This is a genomic window from Pantoea sp. USHLN256, from assembly GCF_037149875.1.
Taxonomy (GTDB): Bacteria; Pseudomonadota; Gammaproteobacteria; order Enterobacterales; family Enterobacteriaceae; genus Pantoea; species Pantoea nemavictus.
In genome coordinates, this window is the sequence record NZ_JBBCQO010000013.1 from 53277 (window position 1) to 69324 (window position 16048).

Genomic DNA, 16048 nt, shown 5'->3' on the forward strand with positions numbered 1-16048 from the left:
GCGCAATTTATTGCGCATTATTGATTAGTATCCCGCGCTTAAATCATCCACCGAACGCGGATCGGATGCGCCATAGCGCGTGCCGTCCGGCCCAATCATGATGCTCTGCGTACTGCCCATCGCAGGCATCACTTTCACATGCTGGCCTTTGGTTTCCAGCAGGCGCAGCGTATCCGGGCTAAAGCCTTTCTCGACCCGCAGCTGATCCGGCAACCATTGATGATGGAAGCGTGGTGCGTTGGTTGCTTCAGCCACGTTCATCCCAAAATCGATGCTGTTGACCACCATTTGCAGCACGGTGGTGATAATGCGGCTGCCGCCCGGGCTGCCGGTAACCAGCCAGGTTTTACCGTCTTTCGCCACGATGGTGGGCGACATCGATGACAGCGGACGTTTGGCCGGTTGCACCGCATTCGCCTCCCCGCCGACTAAGCCATAGACGTTTGGCGTGCCCGGTTTAGCTGAGAAGTCATCCATTTCATTGTTCATCAGGATGCCGCTTTGGCCGGCCACGATGCCGCTGCCGAAGTAGGTATTCAGCGTGTAAGTCACCGCTACCGCGTTGCCCTCTTTATCGACTACCGAGAAGTGCGTGGTTTGATTACTTTCGTACGGTGCCAGTTTGCCCGGTTTGATCTCGCTGGATGGACGCGCTTTGTTGACGTCAATCTGCTGCGCCAGCGTTTTGGCGTAGGCTTTGCTGGTAAGCGCCTGCTGCGGCACGTTGACGAAGTCAGGATCGCCCAGGTACTCCGAACGGTCGGCATAGGCGTACTTTTCCGCCTCCGCCATGACCTGCATCGCATCGGCGCTGCCAAAGCCCCATTTCGCCAGATCGAAGTTTTCCAGGATATTGAGGATCTGCACGATGTGAATCCCGCCGGACGACGGCGGCGGCATGGAGAAGACTTCATAGCCGCGATAGGTGCCGCTCACCGGTTTACGCTCCACCGCGCGGTAGGCCGCCAGATCCGGCTTGCCGATCAACCCACCATGCTGTGCCATTTCACCGGCAATCTCATCGGCGATTTTGCCTTTATAGAACGCATCCGGACCTTGCTGGGCAATCAGCTGCAGGCTATGTGCGAGGTTCTTTTGCACCAGACGTTCGCCCTTCTGATATGGCTTGCCGTCGGCCTTGTAGAAAATCGCGCGGCTATTGTCGTGATTGATTAGCGTCTCTTTGCCGTAGGTGGCGAGATCGTCGGCCAGCGCATCGTTCACTACGATGCCGTTACGCGCCAGTTTGATAGCCGGCGCCAGCAAGGTGCTGAGCGGCAAGGTGCCATATTTCTTTGCGGCCAGCGCAAAACCGGCCACGGTACCCGGCGTGCCTGAGGCTAAGTGAGAAGTGAGTGACAACTTACTATCAGCGTTGCCCTGCTTGTCGAGGAACATATCGCGTGATGCGCGCGCCGGCGCCATTTCGCGGAAGTCGATAGCGGTAGTGCGGCCGGATGCGGTGCGCAGCAGCATAAAGCCACCGCCGCCGAGATTACCGGCCTGCGGATGCGTCACCGCCAACGCGAAGCCAACCGCCACTGCTGCATCGACGGCGTTACCGCCCTGCTTAAGGATATCGACACCCACTTCAGTGGCCAGCGCATCAACCGATGCCACCATGCCATGTTTGGCCTTAACCGGGTGAAAAGTGTCGCTATCGACGCCATAGGAAACCGGCGGTGCACTGGTCGGCGCGGCGTTCGCGCCCTGCACCACGGTAAAACTCATCAGCAATGCCCAGCCGAACTGACGCACGTTGCCTTGTATCCTCATCCTGTCACCACCCTTTTAACGTTATTTACATTTGTTATTAATTGATGCAAGTGTTTGCAAATACAGTAAAAAGCGTAGCAGTAAAGTTAAATTAGGTGCACTCCTGGATGAGGGGTTTGAGATATAGCATAAACTTATGTCAGTAGCCGTTGTTGCCTGTTGCGCAACAACACCACACAGCAGGCTGCATTGATGGAGGAAACACCATGAACAAAAACAAATGGCTAATTGTGATCGCCGCTTTGCTGCCGTTAAGCAGCATGGCGAATATGTTGAATAGCACCAACGATCCGAACCAACCCGGCTATAACCCGAGCCAGCAGCGGATGCAGTCGCAAATGCAGAATCAGCAGCAACAGCAAAAGCGTAAACTGCAGCAGGATCAGCAGCAGCAAAGCCAGGATGTGCAGCGCAAGGTGCAGGAACAGCGTAACAGTGCCCAGCAGCAGGTAATTCAATCGCAGCCGGGCCAGCTTAAGCAGCAGAACTAGCGGAAGTCCGGACCGATAGTGTCGATACGATCGGTGCAGATGGCGTCGACGCCCCAACTTAGCAGCTCGCGCGCGCGCGCGGGCTGATTCACGGTATACACCAGAATCCGCAGACCGGCCGCTTTCAGCAGCGCGGTACGTTCAGCATCGAGTAATCTGTGATTCAGATGAATCGATACGCAATCCAGACGCGCCGTCAGCGCCTGCCAGTCGTCGTGCCACTCATCCAGCAGTAAGCCGCGCGGCAGCTCGGGCGCCGCCTGCATCGCCGCTTCCAGCGCGGCATAAGAGAAGGATGAGAGCAACGGCGCGGTTTGTCCTTGCCACAGTTCGCGTGCCGCGAGAGCCACATTGCGCCCGGTTTCCACATCCTGACCGGTCGTCGGTTTGATCTCGATATTGGCCATCATCTGATGCTGGCGGCAACGTTCTGCCACTTCGCTCAGCAGCGCCAGCGGTTCGCCTTCGTAATCGCGGCTAAACCAACCGCCCGCATCCAGCTGAGACAGCTTATGCCACGACAGCGCACCCGCCACGCCCCAGCCGTTGCTGGTGCGATCGAGCGTGTCATCGTGCAGCAGGAAAATCTGCTTATCTTCCGAGAGCTTGGCATCAAACTCAATCATGGTGTGGCCGTGCTGCGCGCCGACATCAATCGCCGCGAGGGTATTTTCCGGGGCCAGTTTGCCGCCGCCGCGATGCGCGACAATATGCGGATAAGGCCAGTTGTGTTGACTCATTCCAGACGCTTTCCATAGGTTGAATCGAAGAAGTGTAACGCATCTGACGGCAGATGCAGCCACAAGGTGCTGCCCGCCTGCGGGCGCTCACTGTGGGGCAAACGCACCACCATGCGCGCGTTGCCGATGCGGCCATGCGCCAGATTATCGGCGCCGAGCATCTCCAGCGTCTCCACCACCAGCGGAATGCCGCCGGCCTCGCGGCTGCTGAGCTGAATATGCTCGGGACGGATGCCCAGCGTCAGCGGACGGTTGGCCCATTTGGCTTTACTTTCACCCAGCAGCAAGCTGTTAAGTGCATCCAGGGTAAAACGCGTGCCGTCGCTGCTGATTTGTCCCGGCAGCAGGTTCATGGCCGGCGCGCCGATAAAGGAGGCAACGAACTGGCTGGCCGGACGTTCATACACTTCCACCGGCGTACCCACCTGCTCCACTACGCCTTTGTTCATCACCATCACGCGCTGCGCCAGCGTCATGGCTTCTACCTGATCGTGCGTGACGTAGAGGCTGGTGGTTTTTAGGCGGCGATGCAGCTGTTGCAGCTCAAGACGCATCTGCACCCGCAGACGCGCGTCGAGGTTGGAGAGCGGCTCATCAAACAGGAACACAGCCGGTTCACGCACGATGGCGCGGCCCATCGCCACACGCTGACGCTGTCCGCCAGACAATTCGCGCGGACGGCGATGCAGCAGATGATCCAGCTCCAGGCTACGCGCCGCTTCCATCACGCGCTGCTCAATCTGCACTTTACCCATGCCGCGAATTTTCAGGCCATACGCCATGTTTTCGCCCACCGTCATGTGCGGATAGAGCGCGTAGTTCTGAAACACCATGGCGATACCGCGATCTTTCGGCTCCATATTGGTGACGCGTTTGTCGTCGATATAGATATCGCCAGACGATACGCGCTCGAGGCCTGCCACCATGCGCAGCAGTGTCGATTTGCCGCAGCCGGAAGGGCCGACCATCACCATAAATTCGCCATCGTTGATGGTGATATTCAGTGGCTGAATGATCTGATTTTTGCCGTCATACGACTTGGTAACGGTCTGAAGGGTTACGCCTGCCATTTATTTATCACTCTCCACCAGGCCACGCACAAAGGCACGTTGCATCACAAGTACCACCACCACCGGTGGAATCAGGGTTAATAACATTGCCGCCATCACTTCATTCCACTGCGTTGGGCCGCCGCTGGTGTTGATCATACTTTTCACCCCCGCCACAGCGGTGCTGAGGCTGGCATCATTGATGATCAGCAGCGGCCACAGATACTGGTTCCAGCCATAGATGAAGGTGATCACGAACAGCGCGGCGAGATTAGTTTTTGATAGCGGCAGTACGATGTCCCAGAAGAAACGCATCGGGCTGGCGCCGTCGATACGCGCGGCCTCTATCAGCTCGTCCGGCAAAGACATAAAGAACTGGCGGAACAGGAAAGTGGCGGTAGCGGACGCCATCAGCGGCAGCGTTAAGCCGCTGTAGCTGTCGAGCATGTTCAGCGTCGAAATCACCTCCACCGTCGGGAAAATACGCACTTCGACCGGCAGCATCAGGGTGATGAAAATCAGCCAGAAGAACAGCGAGCGCAGCGGGAAACGGAACCACACCAGCGCGAAAGCGGAGAGCATCGAGACGGTGATTTTGCCGACGGTAATACCGAGCGCCATCAGCAGGCTATTAAACATCATCATGCCAAATGCCGGGCCGTTGCCGTTGACGCCGTGCGTCCAGATGCGCGAGATGTTCTCCCACAGATGCGAGCCAGGGACTAAGGTCATCGGCACCTGATACACCGCCTCGTTATCCAGCGTCGCCGCCACAAAGGCGATATAAAGCGGGAACAGAATGGTCAGCACGCCCAGCACCAGCAAGGTATGGCTGAAGATATCCAGCCCGCGTCGATTCTCAATCATTGGTATTGCACCTTACGCTCGACAAAGCGGAATTGCAGGATGGTCAGGCCAATCACCAGCAGCATCAGCACCACCGACTGCGCGGCGGAGGAGGAGAGATCCAGCCCGGTGAAGCCTTCGCGATAGATTTTGTAGATAAGCGTAGTGGTGGCCTGTACCGGACCACCGCCGGTGGCGGCATCAATCACCGGGAAGGTATCGAAGAAGGCGTAAACCAGATTGACCACCAGCAGGAAAAAGCTCACCGGCGTAATCAGCGGCAGCGACAAATTGAAGAAGCGGCGCACCGGACCCGCGCCGTCAATCGCAGCGGCTTCCACCAGCGATTTGGGAATCGATTGTAACGCCGCGAAGAAAAACAGGAAGTTGTAGCTCATTTGCTGCCAGATCGACGCCAATACAATCAGGAACATCGCCTGACCGCTGTTTTGCGCATAGTTCCAGTTGTAGCCCATTTGGTTCAGCAGGTGGCTGAATAAACCGAGGCCCGGATTGAATAAGAACATCCACAGCACCGCCGCTACCACCGGCGCGACCGCGTACGGCAGCAGCAGCAGCGTTTGATATAGCTTGCGCAGGCGAATGACGTAATCCACCAGCGCCGCCAGCAGCAGGGAAAACGTCATGCCGCAAATCGTCACCAGCGCACTGAACTCAATGGTGGTCCAGAAGGATGCCAGATAGTATTCGTCATTGAACAGACGCTTAAAGTTCGCCAAACCCACGAAGGTGCTGGAGATACCAAAAGGATCAATGCTTTGCAGCGAATACCACAGAGCTTCACCGGCGGGCCACAGGAAGAAAATGGCCGTAATCACCAGTTGCGGTAGCACCAGCAAATAGGGCAGAAAACGGGAGCGAAATACGGGGCGCGATGAGGACATAGCAGGCTCAATCAAAGAGAGAAATCGGGGCGAACGCCAGGCGTCGGCCCCGAGATAACAGCGTTACTTCACTTGCTGCTCAAAACGGCGCAGCAATTCGTTACCGCGTTTCACCGCGTTATCCAGCGCGGCTTGTGGTGCCTGTTTGCCGGTCCACACGCCCTCCAGCTCTTCGTCCACGATGGTGCGAATCTGCGGCATGTTGCCAAGACGCATACCTTTGGTGAACGGCAGCGGATCTTTGTTCAGCATCTGACGCGTGGCGATGTCTGCGCCTGGGTTCTTGTCGTAGAAGCCCTGCTGTTTAGTCAGCTCATAGGCTGCGGTGGTGATCGGCAGATAACCGGTTTTCTGGTGCCATTCAGCGGCGATTTCCGGCTGTGCGAGGAACTTCATAAACTCCGCCGCGCCTTTGTAGGTGTTGGCATCTTTGCCTTTCATCACCCACAGGCTCGCGCCGCCAATAATGGCGTTCTGCGGTGCGTTCGGTACGGTTTCATCGTACGGCATCATGCCGACGCCGAAGTTAAATTTGGCGTAGTGTTTGATGTCGGCCAGCGAACCGGAAGAGGCGGTGGTGATGCCGCAATCGCCGTTGTAGAACTTGGCGGTGGATTCATCCTTGCGACCGAAGTAGGTGAAATCCCCCTTCTTGTTCATCGCTTCCAGCATTTCGATGTGGCGCACCTGAACCGGCTGGTTGAATTCCAGCACTGCATCGGTACCGTCAAAGCCGTTGTTTTTGGTGGCCACCGGCAGCGCATGCCAGGCGCTGAAGTTTTCAATCTGAATCCAGCCCTGCCAGCCGCTGGCGTAACCACAGGTCAGGCCGGCTTTGCGCAGCGCTTCGGCGTCTTTCGCCAGCTCCTGCCAGGTTTTCGGTGGCTGGTCCGGGTTAAGACCGGCTTTTTTGAAGGCATCTTTGTTGTAGTACAGCACCGGCGTTGAGCTGTTGAACGGCTGAGAAATCAGCTGGCCTTTGCTATCACTGTAGTAACCGGCAACGGCTGGCACGAACTGCTGCGGATCCATCTGCACGCCAGCGTTTTTAAACACTTCATTGACCGGCACGATCGCTTTTGACGCCATCATGGTCGCAGTACCGACTTCATACACCTGCAGCAGCGCGGGCGCTTTGCCAGAGCGCACAGCGGCAATACCCGCCGCCAGGCTCTGCTCGTAGTTACCTTTGTAAGTCGGGACGATTTTGTAATCGGGATGAGCCTGGTTAAAACGTTGTGCCAGAGAATCAACTTCTTTGCCTAACTCGCCTTCCATTGAGTGCCAGAAAGGGATCTCAGTTGCAGCCAGCGCATTACCGCTGAGCGCCAGACCGAGCACGACACTCATCAGGCGGGGACGAAGCGTAAAAGCGGACATAAGGTTTTCCTGTGCTGTTAGCTACGCGCGAATTCGCGCATTTTTTTGTTCGCGACGTAACATGACACGGGGAAATGACGGATTAATAACAGGTTTATGACGGGGATGTGACAGAGGGATGGGATAATGCGGGTTTAAACATTCGTCCGTGCTGGCTGTCCCCCATCCCGGCCTTCCCCCGCTAGCGGGGGAAGGAGACGCTGCCACATGCAACTCCCAACTCACATATGGCAGCGTCTTCCTCCCCCATTTATGGGGGAGGACCGAGGAGGGGGACAGCGAGCACCAACTACGCGCCTAAATACGCACTCCGCACAGCTTCATTGGATAACAACGCTTCGCCGCTATCCTCCAGCACCACGTGGCCATTCTCCAGCACATAGCCACGATCGGCCAGCTTCAGCGCCTGGTTGGCATTCTGCTCGACGAGGAAGATGGTCATGCCCTCTTTACGCAGCTGCTCAATGGTGTCGAAGATCTGCTGAATGATAATTGGTGCCAGCCCCAGCGAAGGCTCATCCAGCAGCAGCAGACGCGGCTGGCTCATCAGCGCACGGCCAATCGCCAGCATCTGCTGCTCACCGCCGGACATGGTGCCCGCACGCTGTGCTTTACGCTCTGCCAGACGTGAAAACAGCTGATAGACGCGATCGATACGCTCCAGATACTGCTGCCGCGTAGCGAAGAAGCCGCCCATCGCCAGGTTCTCTTCCACCGTCATACGCGAAAATACCCGACGGCCTTCTGGCACGATGGCAATTGCTTCACGCATGATTTTCGCCGTTTGCCAGTCGGTAATCTCTTTGCCATCAAAGGTAATGTTGCCGCTGGTAGCGCGCGGTTCACCGCACAAGGTGCCGAGCAGCGTAGTTTTACCCGCGCCGTTGGCACCGATCAGGGTAACGATTTCACCCTGGTTGATATGCAGATTAATGTTGTGCAGCGCCTGGATCGGACCGTAATGGGCGCTGACATTCTGCAAGGTTAAAATCGGGTTTGCCATGTTACGCCTCACCTAAATATGCACGGATTACATCCGGATTGTTACGCACCTCTTCCGGCGTACCGTTGGCCAGCGGCGTTCCCTGATTCACCACATAAATGCGGTCAGAAATACCCATCACCAGCTTCATATCATGTTCGATTAGCAGCACGGAAACCTTGTGCTCACCGCGCAGCTCGGCGATCAGCTCATCCAGTTCGTGGGTTTCACGCGGGTTGAGGCCGGCAGCCGGTTCATCCAGCATCAGAATCTCAGGACGCGTCACCATGCAGCGCGCGATTTCCAGACGACGCTGCTGGCCATAAGCAAGGTTGCCCGCCTGGCGATTGGCGAGATCCAGCAAGCCGATGCGATCCAGCCAGGTCGCTGCGCGATCCAGCGCTTCGCTCTCGCCGCGACGAAAAGCCGGGGTTTTGAACAAGCCGGAAAACACGCCGCTTTTCAGGTGCTGATGCTGTGCCACCAGCAGGTTTTCAATCACTGTCATTTCGCGGAACAGGCGCACGTGCTGGAAGGTGCGCACAATGCCCATACGCGCAATCTTCTGGCCCGGCAAACCCTGCAGCTGCTGATCGCGCAGTTTGATGGTGCCGCCAGTCGGTTTATAAAAACCGGTCAGGCAGTTGAACACCGTGGTTTTACCGGCGCCGTTCGGGCCAATCAGTGAAACGATTTCCTGTGGATGCAGCTCCAGCGCCACGTTGTTGACGGCTAACAGGCCGCCGAAGCGCATCATCAGGCCTTCAACGGCTAACAAAGGCTGACTCATGCCTGCTCTCCTTGTTTACTGCTTTTCAACTTCAGATGCGGACGCTTCATCGGCAGCAGACCTTGCGGACGCCAGATCATCATCAGCACCATCAAACCACCGAGCACCAGCATGCTGTACTCATTCAAATCACGCATCAGCTCGCGCGAGACCACCAGCAGAATGGCTGCGAGGATCACTGCCAGCTGCGAGCCCATGCCGCCCAGCACCACAATCGCCAGCACAAAGGCCGATTCGACGAAGGTAAAGGATTCCGGGCTAACGAAACCCTGACGTGCGGCGAACAGCGTACCCGCAAAGCCTGCAAACACGGCGCTGATGGTGAAGGCGGTCAGTTTGATGCGCGTTGGGCTCAGACCAAGCGAACGGCAGGCGATCTCATCTTCACGCAGCGCTTCCCACGCACGGCCCAGCGGCATGCGCAGTAAACGGTTGATGACAAACAGCGTCAGCACCACCAGCAGCAGCGCCACCAGATAGAGGAAAATCACGCGGTCGCTGGGATCGTATTTCAAGCCGAAGAAGTCATGGAAGGTGCTCCAGCCGCCTTCGCTAACCCGGCGACCAAACTCCAGACCAAACAGGCTGGGCTTAGGAATCTGCGCGATACCGTTCGGGCCGCCGGTGATCGCCGTGTTATTCAGCAGCAGAATACGCACGATTTCGCCGAAGCCGAGCGTCACAATCGCCAGATAGTCGCCGCGCAGGCGCAGCACCGGGAAGCCAAGCAGCAAACCAAAGGCTCCCGCCACCAAACCGGCCAGCGGCAGGCTTTCCCAGAAGCCAAAGCCGTAATAGTGGTTGAGCAACGCAAAGGTGTAAGCGCCGATGGCGTAGAAACCGCCGTAGCCCAGCACCAGCAATCCTGATAATCCCACCACCACGTTCAGCCCGAGCCCGAGCATTACGTAGATCAGCGTCAGCGTGGCGATATCAACGCTGCCGCGCGACACCAGAAACGGCCAAATCACTGCCGCGGCAATCACCAGTGCCATCAACAACTTCTGCTTCGGCGTCGAACCATCAAAACCCGGCAGCACAAAACCTTTGCCGCTGCGTTTGAATTTGCCCTGTACCAGCGGACGCAGCAGCTGGAAGACAAACACCACCGCACAGCCAATGAAGATCCAGTTCCAGCGTACCGCGCCCGCGTTGGCGACCACAAGTTTGGTGCCATCCAGATCGAGGCGTACGCCCATGAAAAACGTGGCAAGCACCAGCAACATCACCGTGGAGATGACGGCGTTAACCAAACCGAGGCGTTTCATACTTTCTCCACCTCCGGACGGCCGAGAATCCCGGTTGGCATCACCAGCAGCACCACAATCAGCAGCGCGAAGGAGACCACGTCTTTATATTCGGTCGACAGATAGGCCGAAGTCAGCGCTTCCGCAATGCCCAGCACCAGGCCGCCAATCATCGCGCCAGGAATGCTGCCGATGCCGCCCAATACCGCTGCGGTAAAGGCTTTCATCCCGGCCATAAAGCCGATAAACGGATTGATAGAGCCGTAGAATTGACCGAGCAACACGCCCGCAACCGCCGCCATCGCCGCACCAATGATGAAGGTGAGGGAGATAACGCGGTCGGTGTTGATGCCCAGCAGGCTGGCCATTTTCAGGTCTTCCGCACAGGCGCGACAGGCGCGGCCCATGCGCGAATAACGAATGAATAGCGTCAGCGCCAGCATCGACAGGAAGGTCACCACCCAAATCACCAGCTGCATGGTAGAGAGCGTGGCGGCAAAGCCGTTGCTTTCGCCCAGCGTCCATTGCCCGGTGATCAAGCTTGGCAGCGCGAGATCGCGCGAACCTTGCGTCAGGCTGACGTAGTTCTGCAGGAAGATCGACATACCGATGGCCGAGATCAGCGCGATCAGGCGCTTCGACGATCGCACTGGCTTGTAAGCCACGCGTTCGATGCTCCAGCCATAGGCGCTAGAGATAATTACCGCCATCACGAAACCCGCGGCAATCATCAGCCACGAGGTATCGATGCCCATCATCATCAGGGCGGCAATCACGATAAAGGAGACATAGCTACCGATCATGTACACCTCGCCGTGGGCGAAGTTGATCATGCCGATAATGCCGTAGACCATGGTGTAACCAATGGCGATCAGCGCGTAGGTGCTCCCGAGGGTAACCCCGTTGAACATCTGCTGAATGAAATAGAGAAACTGCTCGGACATAGTGAGGACCTGCTCTGGAGCTGAATAATTCCCTCCCCCGCGTGCGGGAGAGGGAATTTTGGGGGATTACTTAACTGCGGTAGAAGAGCCGTCTTTGTGCCATTTGAAGACACCAAATTCGAAGCCCTTCAGATCGCCTTTCTCATCCCAGTTCAGGTTGCCCATCACGGTTGGGACGGCAGCGCCCTCTTTTAAGTTCTTCGCAATCGCATCAGGCTCATCGCTCTTGCTGCGCTCGATACCCGCCACCAGCGACTGAATCGCGGCGTAGGTGGTCCAGACGAACGGACCGGTTGGATCTTTGCGGTTAGACGCGGTGTTGGCTTTAATCGCATCAACGATTGCCTTGTTCTCTGGCAGCTGGTCATAGCGCTTCGGCAGCGTCACGAACAGGCCTTCAGACGCATCACCCGCGATGTTAGACAGTGAGGCGTTGCCCACTCCTTCCGGGCCCATGAAGCCAGCATTCAGGCCAGCAGATTTTGCCTGACGCAGAATCTGGCCCAGCTCCGGGTAGTAACCCCCGTAGTAAACGAAATCGACGTTCTCTTTCTTCAGACGCGCAATCAGCGTGGAGAAGTCTTTATCACCGGCGGTGATACCTTCAAACAGCACCACGTTGCCGCCTTTGGCTTTCAGGGTTTTCTGCACGGATTCCGCCAGGCCCTGGCCATATTGCTGCTTGTCATGCACCACAGCGATACGTTTTGGTTTGATGTGATCGAGGATGTACGTCGCCGCTGTAGGACCCTGATCGGAGTCCAGGCCAGTGGTGCGCAGCACGTCAGCATAGCCACGCGCAGTCAGCTCGGGTGCGGTAGCGGCTGGCGTGATCATCAGTACGCCTTCGTCGTTATAGATGTCTGAAGCGGGCTGAGTAGAAGAGGAGCATAAATGGCCGATAACGTATTTAATGCCGTCGTTAACCACTTTGTTGGCAACCGCAACCGCTTGTTTCGGGTCACAGGCGTCGTCATATTCCACGCCAACCAGTTTGTCACCGTTCACGCCGCCTTTGGCGTTGATGTCCTTAATGGCTTGTGCTGCACCGGTAAACTGCATGTCACCGTACTGCGCGACTGGACCCGTTGATGCGCCAACGATGGCAATTTTGATGTCTTTCGCCAGCGCAGCATGGCTCAATGCCAACGCTACGCAGCCCGCCAGTAATGCGCGTCCTTTACTCATTTTCATGCGAACTTCCCCATCTGTTGTGTCGTGTGTTGTGATTGCTTTATTTTCTGCCAGTCAAAGAGGAAAACTCATTCTGCAATAATGGGTTAGCACGCTTTTCTGGCATTTATTGGTAATAAGGCTTTATTTTTCAGGTTATTAAACAGGAACTTTCTTCTGTAAATCAACTGACATATTCAGAATTGACTGAGTGGATCAGCAGAATCGTCTGGTTGTTATGGCCGAATTTTCAGCAGGATAGCAGCGCGTTATGCTGGGTTTTTCAACGATCGTTGCTGGCTTACTCCACAATCCTGGCAAACCGGCTGGCATTTGACCTATTTTCATCGCAAAAAAGTGACAGCGCTCTGACTGTCTAAATTCGCTACACTATCGCCTTTGCACTAGTACAGGTATTAGGTATGAAGCTGACAATCCAGCGCTTAGCATCGTTAACCGCCCAGGATCGCATCGATTTAGCTAAAGTCTGGCCCGAAATCGATATTGTGCAACTCGAAGCACAATTCAGCGACACGCAGCATCTGTATGCCGCGCGTTTTAACGATCGGCTGCTGGCGGCATTGCAGTTAACGCTTAGCGGCACGCAGGGGAAGATCACCCATCTCAACGTGCGTGAAGTCACGCAGCGGCGCGGCGTGGGGCAATATTTGCTGGAAGAGACAATTGCGCAGAATGGTGCGTTGACGGATTGGTGGATTGCCGATGATGGCGAGGCCGATCAAGGCGTGCGGGCTGCTTTTATGCAGGCCTGTGGTTTTCGCGCGCAGGTTGATGGTTGGGTGAAATAAGTCCTGCCAATCTCGATCGGTAGCGGCGCAATTTATTGCGCATCGTCGGGAATGGGCAATAAAAACAGCGTGATAAATCGCGCCGCTACGGGTCATTGCCTAATGAAATTACGGTGTTTCAGGCAATAAAAAGGGCGACTATCAAGTCGCCCCGTTTTTTCACCTGATAATTATCAGGCTTCAATCGCCACGCGCAATTTCTTCATGGCGTTCTTTTCCAACTGACGCACGCGCTCCGCTGAGACGCCGTATTTATCGGCCAGCTCCTGCAACGTGGTTTTGTTGTCATCGTCCAGCCAACGGGCGCGGATAATGTCCTGGCTACGCTCATCAAGGCTCAGCATCGCATCGCTCAGCTTATCAGCCGCATGTGCATCCCAGTTGTCCTCTTCGATGCCATCGGCAAAGTCAGAGGTTTTATCCTGCAGATACAGCACTGGCGCCATCGGTTTGCCTTCGCCCGCTTCGTCATCAGACGACATGTCGAAAGTCATATCCTGCGCGGCCATGCGCGATTCCATTTCCAGCACGTCTTTGCTGCTCACGCCCAGCTCACGCGCGACCATTTCCACTTCGTCCTGGTTGAACCAACCGAGACGCTGTTTGCTTTTACGCAGGTTAAAGAACAGCTTACGCTGCGCTTTGGTGGTCGCGACTTTCACGATACGCCAGTTACGCAGCACGTATTCGTGAATCTCTGCCTTAATCCAGTGCACGGCAAATGACACCAGACGCACGCCGACTTCTGGATTGAAGCGACGCACCGCCTTCATCAGGCCGATATTACCTTCCTGAATCAGGTCCGCCTGCGGCAAGCCGTAACCGGAGTAGTTACGAGCAATATGAACAACAAAGCGCAGGTGAGACAGGATCAGCGTCTTAGCTGCATCCAGATCGCCCTGGTAATGCAGCCGCTCAGCCAATGCTTTTTCCTCTTCTGCCGTCAGCACCGGCCAGTTGTTGGCAGCCCGGACGTAAGATTCCAGGTTACCCAGAGGAGCAATCGCTAAAGTTTGCATTTCTTTGGTCATTCAAACCCTCACAAATTCAATGGACTTGCTGCACAGTTCCTTGCGCAGACGTTACATTATGTCAACGTCACGAGAAAACCAGAAGCAATCTGTGCTACTTGGACGACAAAGTTATCCACAAGTTCAATTATAGCAGTGAATATTTTACACACAGATGACGGCGGGGGAACCAGGAGAATTCCTCTGCTCCCAGGTCGTCGGCAGCAGAGGAAGAGTATATCAAAAAACGTTGCTTTTGGTTACTGCGGCGTAAAACGACGTAAATGTTGGACCGTTGCCAGCCATGCCGCAATCCAGCCAATGATGGCCGCGATCAGCAGTAACAGCAGCCCTTCATCCCAGGAAAAGCCTTCCAACACAAAGGTGGTACCGAACACCGTGGCGACTTGCGCCACCACCGATTGCAGGCGCAATACCAGCACTTCGGAAAGAATCAGCGACAGTACTGCGCCACCAAACCCGAGCAGCGCTCCGCCGTACAGGAAGGGACGCAGGATAAAGCCATCGGTGGCACCAATCAGCTTCTGCACGTTAATGGTGTCGCGGCGCGCAAAGATGCTCAGTCGCACGCTGTTGCCAATCACCAGGAACACCGCAACGACCATCAGCAAACCAATCATCGAGGCGATCTGCCCCACCAGGCCGGTCAGCGCCGCTAAACGTGCGAACCAGCTATCATCCATGCGCACTTCGTCCACGCCCTGCACTTTCGCTACCCGATCGCGCAGATTCGCCATGGTGTCCGAATTCTGGAAGTTGAGTTTTGGCGTGATGATAGCCACCGCCGGCAGCGGATTCTGCTCCAGCATGTCCATCGAGCCACCAAAACCTGACCAGTTGCGGAACTCATTCAGCGCTTCTTCACGCGTCAGGTAGTTGACGTTATCCACGCCATCCAGCTGCTTAAGCTGCGCGGTGACGTTCTCCGCCGCGGTATCATCCAGCGCTTTATCCAGATATACCGTCAACTGCGGCGCGGGATACCACTGCGTGGCCGCCTGGCTGACGTTCTTCCACACCATGTAGCAGACGCTCGGCAGCGTCAGAGAAATGGCAATCACCATCACCGTCAGCAGCGTCGCCAGCGGCTGACGCCACATATCCGACAGCGTGCCGCGCAGCGCATAGCGCCACTGCTCCTGCCAGCCGCCCTTCAGCGCTTTGCTTTTAGAAGGCTGCTTCGCTTTCGGCGCAGGTGCGCGCTTATTGCGTTTATTGACCATCGTGGCCTCCGTGCAGACGTCCCTGATTGAGCGTCATCACGCGGTAGTTTCGGCGTGCAATCAATCCGACATCGTGCGTTGCCATCAACACCGTGACGCCAACGCGGTTGAACTCTTCGAACAGGCGCAGAATATCTTCCGACAGCGCATTGTCGAGGTTACCGGTCGGTTCATCCGCCAGCAGCACCGCAGGCTTGTTCACCACCGCGCGGGCAATGCCGACGCGCTGCTGTTCACCGCCCGACAGCTGAATTGGGAAGCTTTTCGCTTTGTCGAGCAGGCCCACTTTATCCAGCGCAGCCGACACGCGACGGCGAATATCTTCGCCGCTGGCACCGGAAATAATCAGCGGAATCGCCACGTTTTCATAGACCGAACGATCCATCAGCAAGTGGTGATCCTGAAAAATCATGCCGATCTGACGCCGCAGGAAAGGCACTTCGCTGTGACGCAAACGCGAAATATCGTGACCGCTAAACCAGATCTGCCCAGCGCTCGGGCGCTCAATGCCACAAATCAGCTTCAGTAAGGTACTTTTCCCCGCGCCGGAATGGCCGGTCAGGAACGCCATTTCGCCGGGACGCAGATGGAAATCCACTCCCTGCAGCGCCTGACGTCCTCCCAGGTAAGCTTTACTGACCTCTTCAAAGCGAATCATCCCA

General features: G+C 56.3%; 16 protein-coding genes. 2 read left to right on the forward strand and 14 right to left on the reverse strand.

Annotated features, from left to right (window positions below):
* Positions 1–24: 24 nt before the first annotated feature.
* Entirely contained in the window at positions 25–1776 is a 1752-nt protein-coding gene (ggt, locus tag WFL93_RS21660) for a gamma-glutamyltransferase (protein WP_336779013.1), read from the reverse strand.
* A 206-nt stretch (positions 1777–1982) separates the two neighbouring features.
* Between ggt and WFL93_RS21665 the strand changes: the two genes are divergently transcribed.
* Positions 1983–2267 carry a DUF2756 domain-containing protein gene (locus tag WFL93_RS21665; protein ID WP_009128550.1) on the forward strand — a complete coding sequence of 95 codons (285 nt, stop codon included), beginning with the start codon at positions 1983–1985 and terminating at the stop codon, positions 2265–2267.
* On the opposite strand, the gene ugpQ is transcribed toward WFL93_RS21665, so the two are convergent.
* From ugpQ to WFL93_RS21715, 10 genes are all read right to left on the reverse strand, one after another.
* Positions 2264–3007 (reverse strand): glycerophosphodiester phosphodiesterase, encoded by a 744-nt coding sequence (gene ugpQ / locus WFL93_RS21670; protein ID WP_336779014.1) that lies wholly within the window; start codon positions 3005–3007, stop codon positions 2264–2266. The two genes, WFL93_RS21665 and ugpQ, sit on opposite strands and share 4 nt — an antisense overlap.
* Positions 3004–4077, reverse strand: a complete 1074-nt coding sequence (locus WFL93_RS21675; protein ID WP_049851265.1) for a sn-glycerol-3-phosphate import ATP-binding protein UgpC — start codon at positions 4075–4077, stop codon at positions 3004–3006. Before WFL93_RS21675 ends, ugpQ begins: the two co-directional genes overlap by 4 nt.
* Complete coding sequence (ugpE, locus tag WFL93_RS21680) at positions 4078–4923, reverse strand: sn-glycerol-3-phosphate ABC transporter permease UgpE (protein ID WP_009128544.1); 846 nt, start codon at positions 4921–4923, stop codon at positions 4078–4080.
* Entirely contained in the window at positions 4920–5807 is an 888-nt protein-coding gene (ugpA, locus tag WFL93_RS21685; RefSeq protein WP_049851264.1) for a sn-glycerol-3-phosphate ABC transporter permease UgpA, read from the reverse strand. The genes ugpE and ugpA overlap by 4 nt, the downstream gene beginning before the upstream one ends.
* A gap of 63 nt (positions 5808–5870) precedes the next feature.
* Positions 5871–7187 carry a sn-glycerol-3-phosphate ABC transporter substrate-binding protein UgpB gene (ugpB, locus tag WFL93_RS21690; RefSeq protein WP_049851263.1) on the reverse strand — a complete coding sequence of 439 codons (1317 nt, stop codon included), beginning with the start codon at positions 7185–7187 and terminating at the stop codon, positions 5871–5873.
* A gap of 289 nt (positions 7188–7476) precedes the next feature.
* Positions 7477–8190: a high-affinity branched-chain amino acid ABC transporter ATP-binding protein LivF gene (livF, locus tag WFL93_RS21695; protein ID WP_008109901.1), complete on the reverse strand. Its 714-nt coding sequence runs from the start codon at positions 8188–8190 to the stop codon at positions 7477–7479.
* A 1-nt stretch (position 8191) separates the two neighbouring features.
* Positions 8192–8959 carry a high-affinity branched-chain amino acid ABC transporter ATP-binding protein LivG gene (gene livG / locus WFL93_RS21700; RefSeq protein WP_009128534.1) on the reverse strand — a complete coding sequence of 256 codons (768 nt, stop codon included), beginning with the start codon at positions 8957–8959 and terminating at the stop codon, positions 8192–8194.
* Positions 8956–10227 (reverse strand): high-affinity branched-chain amino acid ABC transporter permease LivM, encoded by a 1272-nt coding sequence (locus tag WFL93_RS21705; RefSeq protein ID WP_049851262.1) that lies wholly within the window; start codon positions 10225–10227, stop codon positions 8956–8958. The genes livG and WFL93_RS21705 overlap by 4 nt, the downstream gene beginning before the upstream one ends.
* The gene (gene livH, locus WFL93_RS21710) at positions 10224–11150 is read right to left on the reverse strand and encodes a high-affinity branched-chain amino acid ABC transporter permease LivH (protein WP_008109897.1); all 927 of its coding nucleotides are present in this window, start codon (positions 11148–11150) and stop codon (positions 10224–10226) included. Before livH ends, WFL93_RS21705 begins: the two co-directional genes overlap by 4 nt.
* A 66-nt stretch (positions 11151–11216) precedes the next feature.
* Positions 11217–12344 carry a branched-chain amino acid ABC transporter substrate-binding protein gene (locus WFL93_RS21715; protein WP_049851261.1) on the reverse strand — a complete coding sequence of 376 codons (1128 nt, stop codon included), beginning with the start codon at positions 12342–12344 and terminating at the stop codon, positions 11217–11219.
* 401 nt (positions 12345–12745) lie between these two features.
* Between WFL93_RS21715 and panM the strand changes: the two genes are divergently transcribed.
* Complete coding sequence (panM, locus tag WFL93_RS21720) at positions 12746–13132, forward strand: aspartate 1-decarboxylase autocleavage activator PanM (protein ID WP_336779015.1); 387 nt, start codon at positions 12746–12748, stop codon at positions 13130–13132.
* Positions 13133–13305: 173 nt separating this feature from the next.
* On the opposite strand, the gene rpoH is transcribed toward panM, so the two are convergent.
* From rpoH to ftsE, 3 genes are all read right to left on the reverse strand, one after another.
* On the reverse strand, positions 13306–14163 hold the full coding sequence (gene rpoH / locus WFL93_RS21725) for an RNA polymerase sigma factor RpoH (RefSeq protein ID WP_009128524.1): 858 nt from the start codon (positions 14161–14163) through the stop codon (positions 13306–13308).
* A gap of 239 nt (positions 14164–14402) precedes the next feature.
* On the reverse strand, positions 14403–15386 hold the full coding sequence (gene ftsX / locus WFL93_RS21730; RefSeq protein WP_009128523.1) for a permease-like cell division protein FtsX: 984 nt from the start codon (positions 15384–15386) through the stop codon (positions 14403–14405).
* The gene (gene ftsE, locus WFL93_RS21735) at positions 15376–16044 is read right to left on the reverse strand and encodes a cell division ATP-binding protein FtsE (protein ID WP_009128521.1); all 669 of its coding nucleotides are present in this window, start codon (positions 16042–16044) and stop codon (positions 15376–15378) included. The genes ftsX and ftsE overlap by 11 nt, the downstream gene beginning before the upstream one ends.
* Positions 16045–16048: the final 4 nt, after the last annotated feature.

What these genes read in the sequence shown, in the direction of transcription:
- livH (WP_008109897.1), bottom strand. Translation starts at nt 11,150, where the DNA reads ATGTCCGAGCAGTTTCTCTATTTCATTCAGCAGATGTTCAACGGGGTT.
- WFL93_RS21675 (WP_049851265.1), bottom strand. Translation starts at nt 4,077, where the DNA reads ATGGCAGGCGTAACCCTTCAGACCGTTACCAAGTCGTATGACGGCAAA.
- WFL93_RS21705 (WP_049851262.1), bottom strand. Translation starts at nt 10,227, where the DNA reads ATGAAACGCCTCGGTTTGGTTAACGCCGTCATCTCCACGGTGATGTTG.
- ugpB (WP_049851263.1), bottom strand. Translation starts at nt 7,187, where the DNA reads ATGTCCGCTTTTACGCTTCGTCCCCGCCTGATGAGTGTCGTGCTCGGT.
- ftsE (WP_009128521.1), bottom strand. Translation starts at nt 16,044, where the DNA reads ATGATTCGCTTTGAAGAGGTCAGTAAAGCTTACCTGGGAGGACGTCAG.
- livG (WP_009128534.1), bottom strand. Translation starts at nt 8,959, where the DNA reads ATGAGTCAGCCTTTGTTAGCCGTTGAAGGCCTGATGATGCGCTTCGGC.
- panM (WP_336779015.1), top strand. Translation starts at nt 12,746, where the DNA reads ATGAAGCTGACAATCCAGCGCTTAGCATCGTTAACCGCCCAGGATCGC.
- ugpA (WP_049851264.1), bottom strand. Translation starts at nt 5,807, where the DNA reads ATGTCCTCATCGCGCCCCGTATTTCGCTCCCGTTTTCTGCCCTATTTG.
- rpoH (WP_009128524.1), bottom strand. Translation starts at nt 14,163, where the DNA reads ATGACCAAAGAAATGCAAACTTTAGCGATTGCTCCTCTGGGTAACCTG.
- WFL93_RS21665 (WP_009128550.1), top strand. Translation starts at nt 1,983, where the DNA reads ATGAACAAAAACAAATGGCTAATTGTGATCGCCGCTTTGCTGCCGTTA.
- WFL93_RS21715 (WP_049851261.1), bottom strand. Translation starts at nt 12,344, where the DNA reads ATGAAAATGAGTAAAGGACGCGCATTACTGGCGGGCTGCGTAGCGTTG.
- ggt (WP_336779013.1), bottom strand. Translation starts at nt 1,776, where the DNA reads ATGAGGATACAAGGCAACGTGCGTCAGTTCGGCTGGGCATTGCTGATG.
- ftsX (WP_009128523.1), bottom strand. Translation starts at nt 15,386, where the DNA reads ATGGTCAATAAACGCAATAAGCGCGCACCTGCGCCGAAAGCGAAGCAG.
- ugpE (WP_009128544.1), bottom strand. Translation starts at nt 4,923, where the DNA reads ATGATTGAGAATCGACGCGGGCTGGATATCTTCAGCCATACCTTGCTG.
- ugpQ (WP_336779014.1), bottom strand. Translation starts at nt 3,007, where the DNA reads ATGAGTCAACACAACTGGCCTTATCCGCATATTGTCGCGCATCGCGGC.
- livF (WP_008109901.1), bottom strand. Translation starts at nt 8,190, where the DNA reads ATGGCAAACCCGATTTTAACCTTGCAGAATGTCAGCGCCCATTACGGT.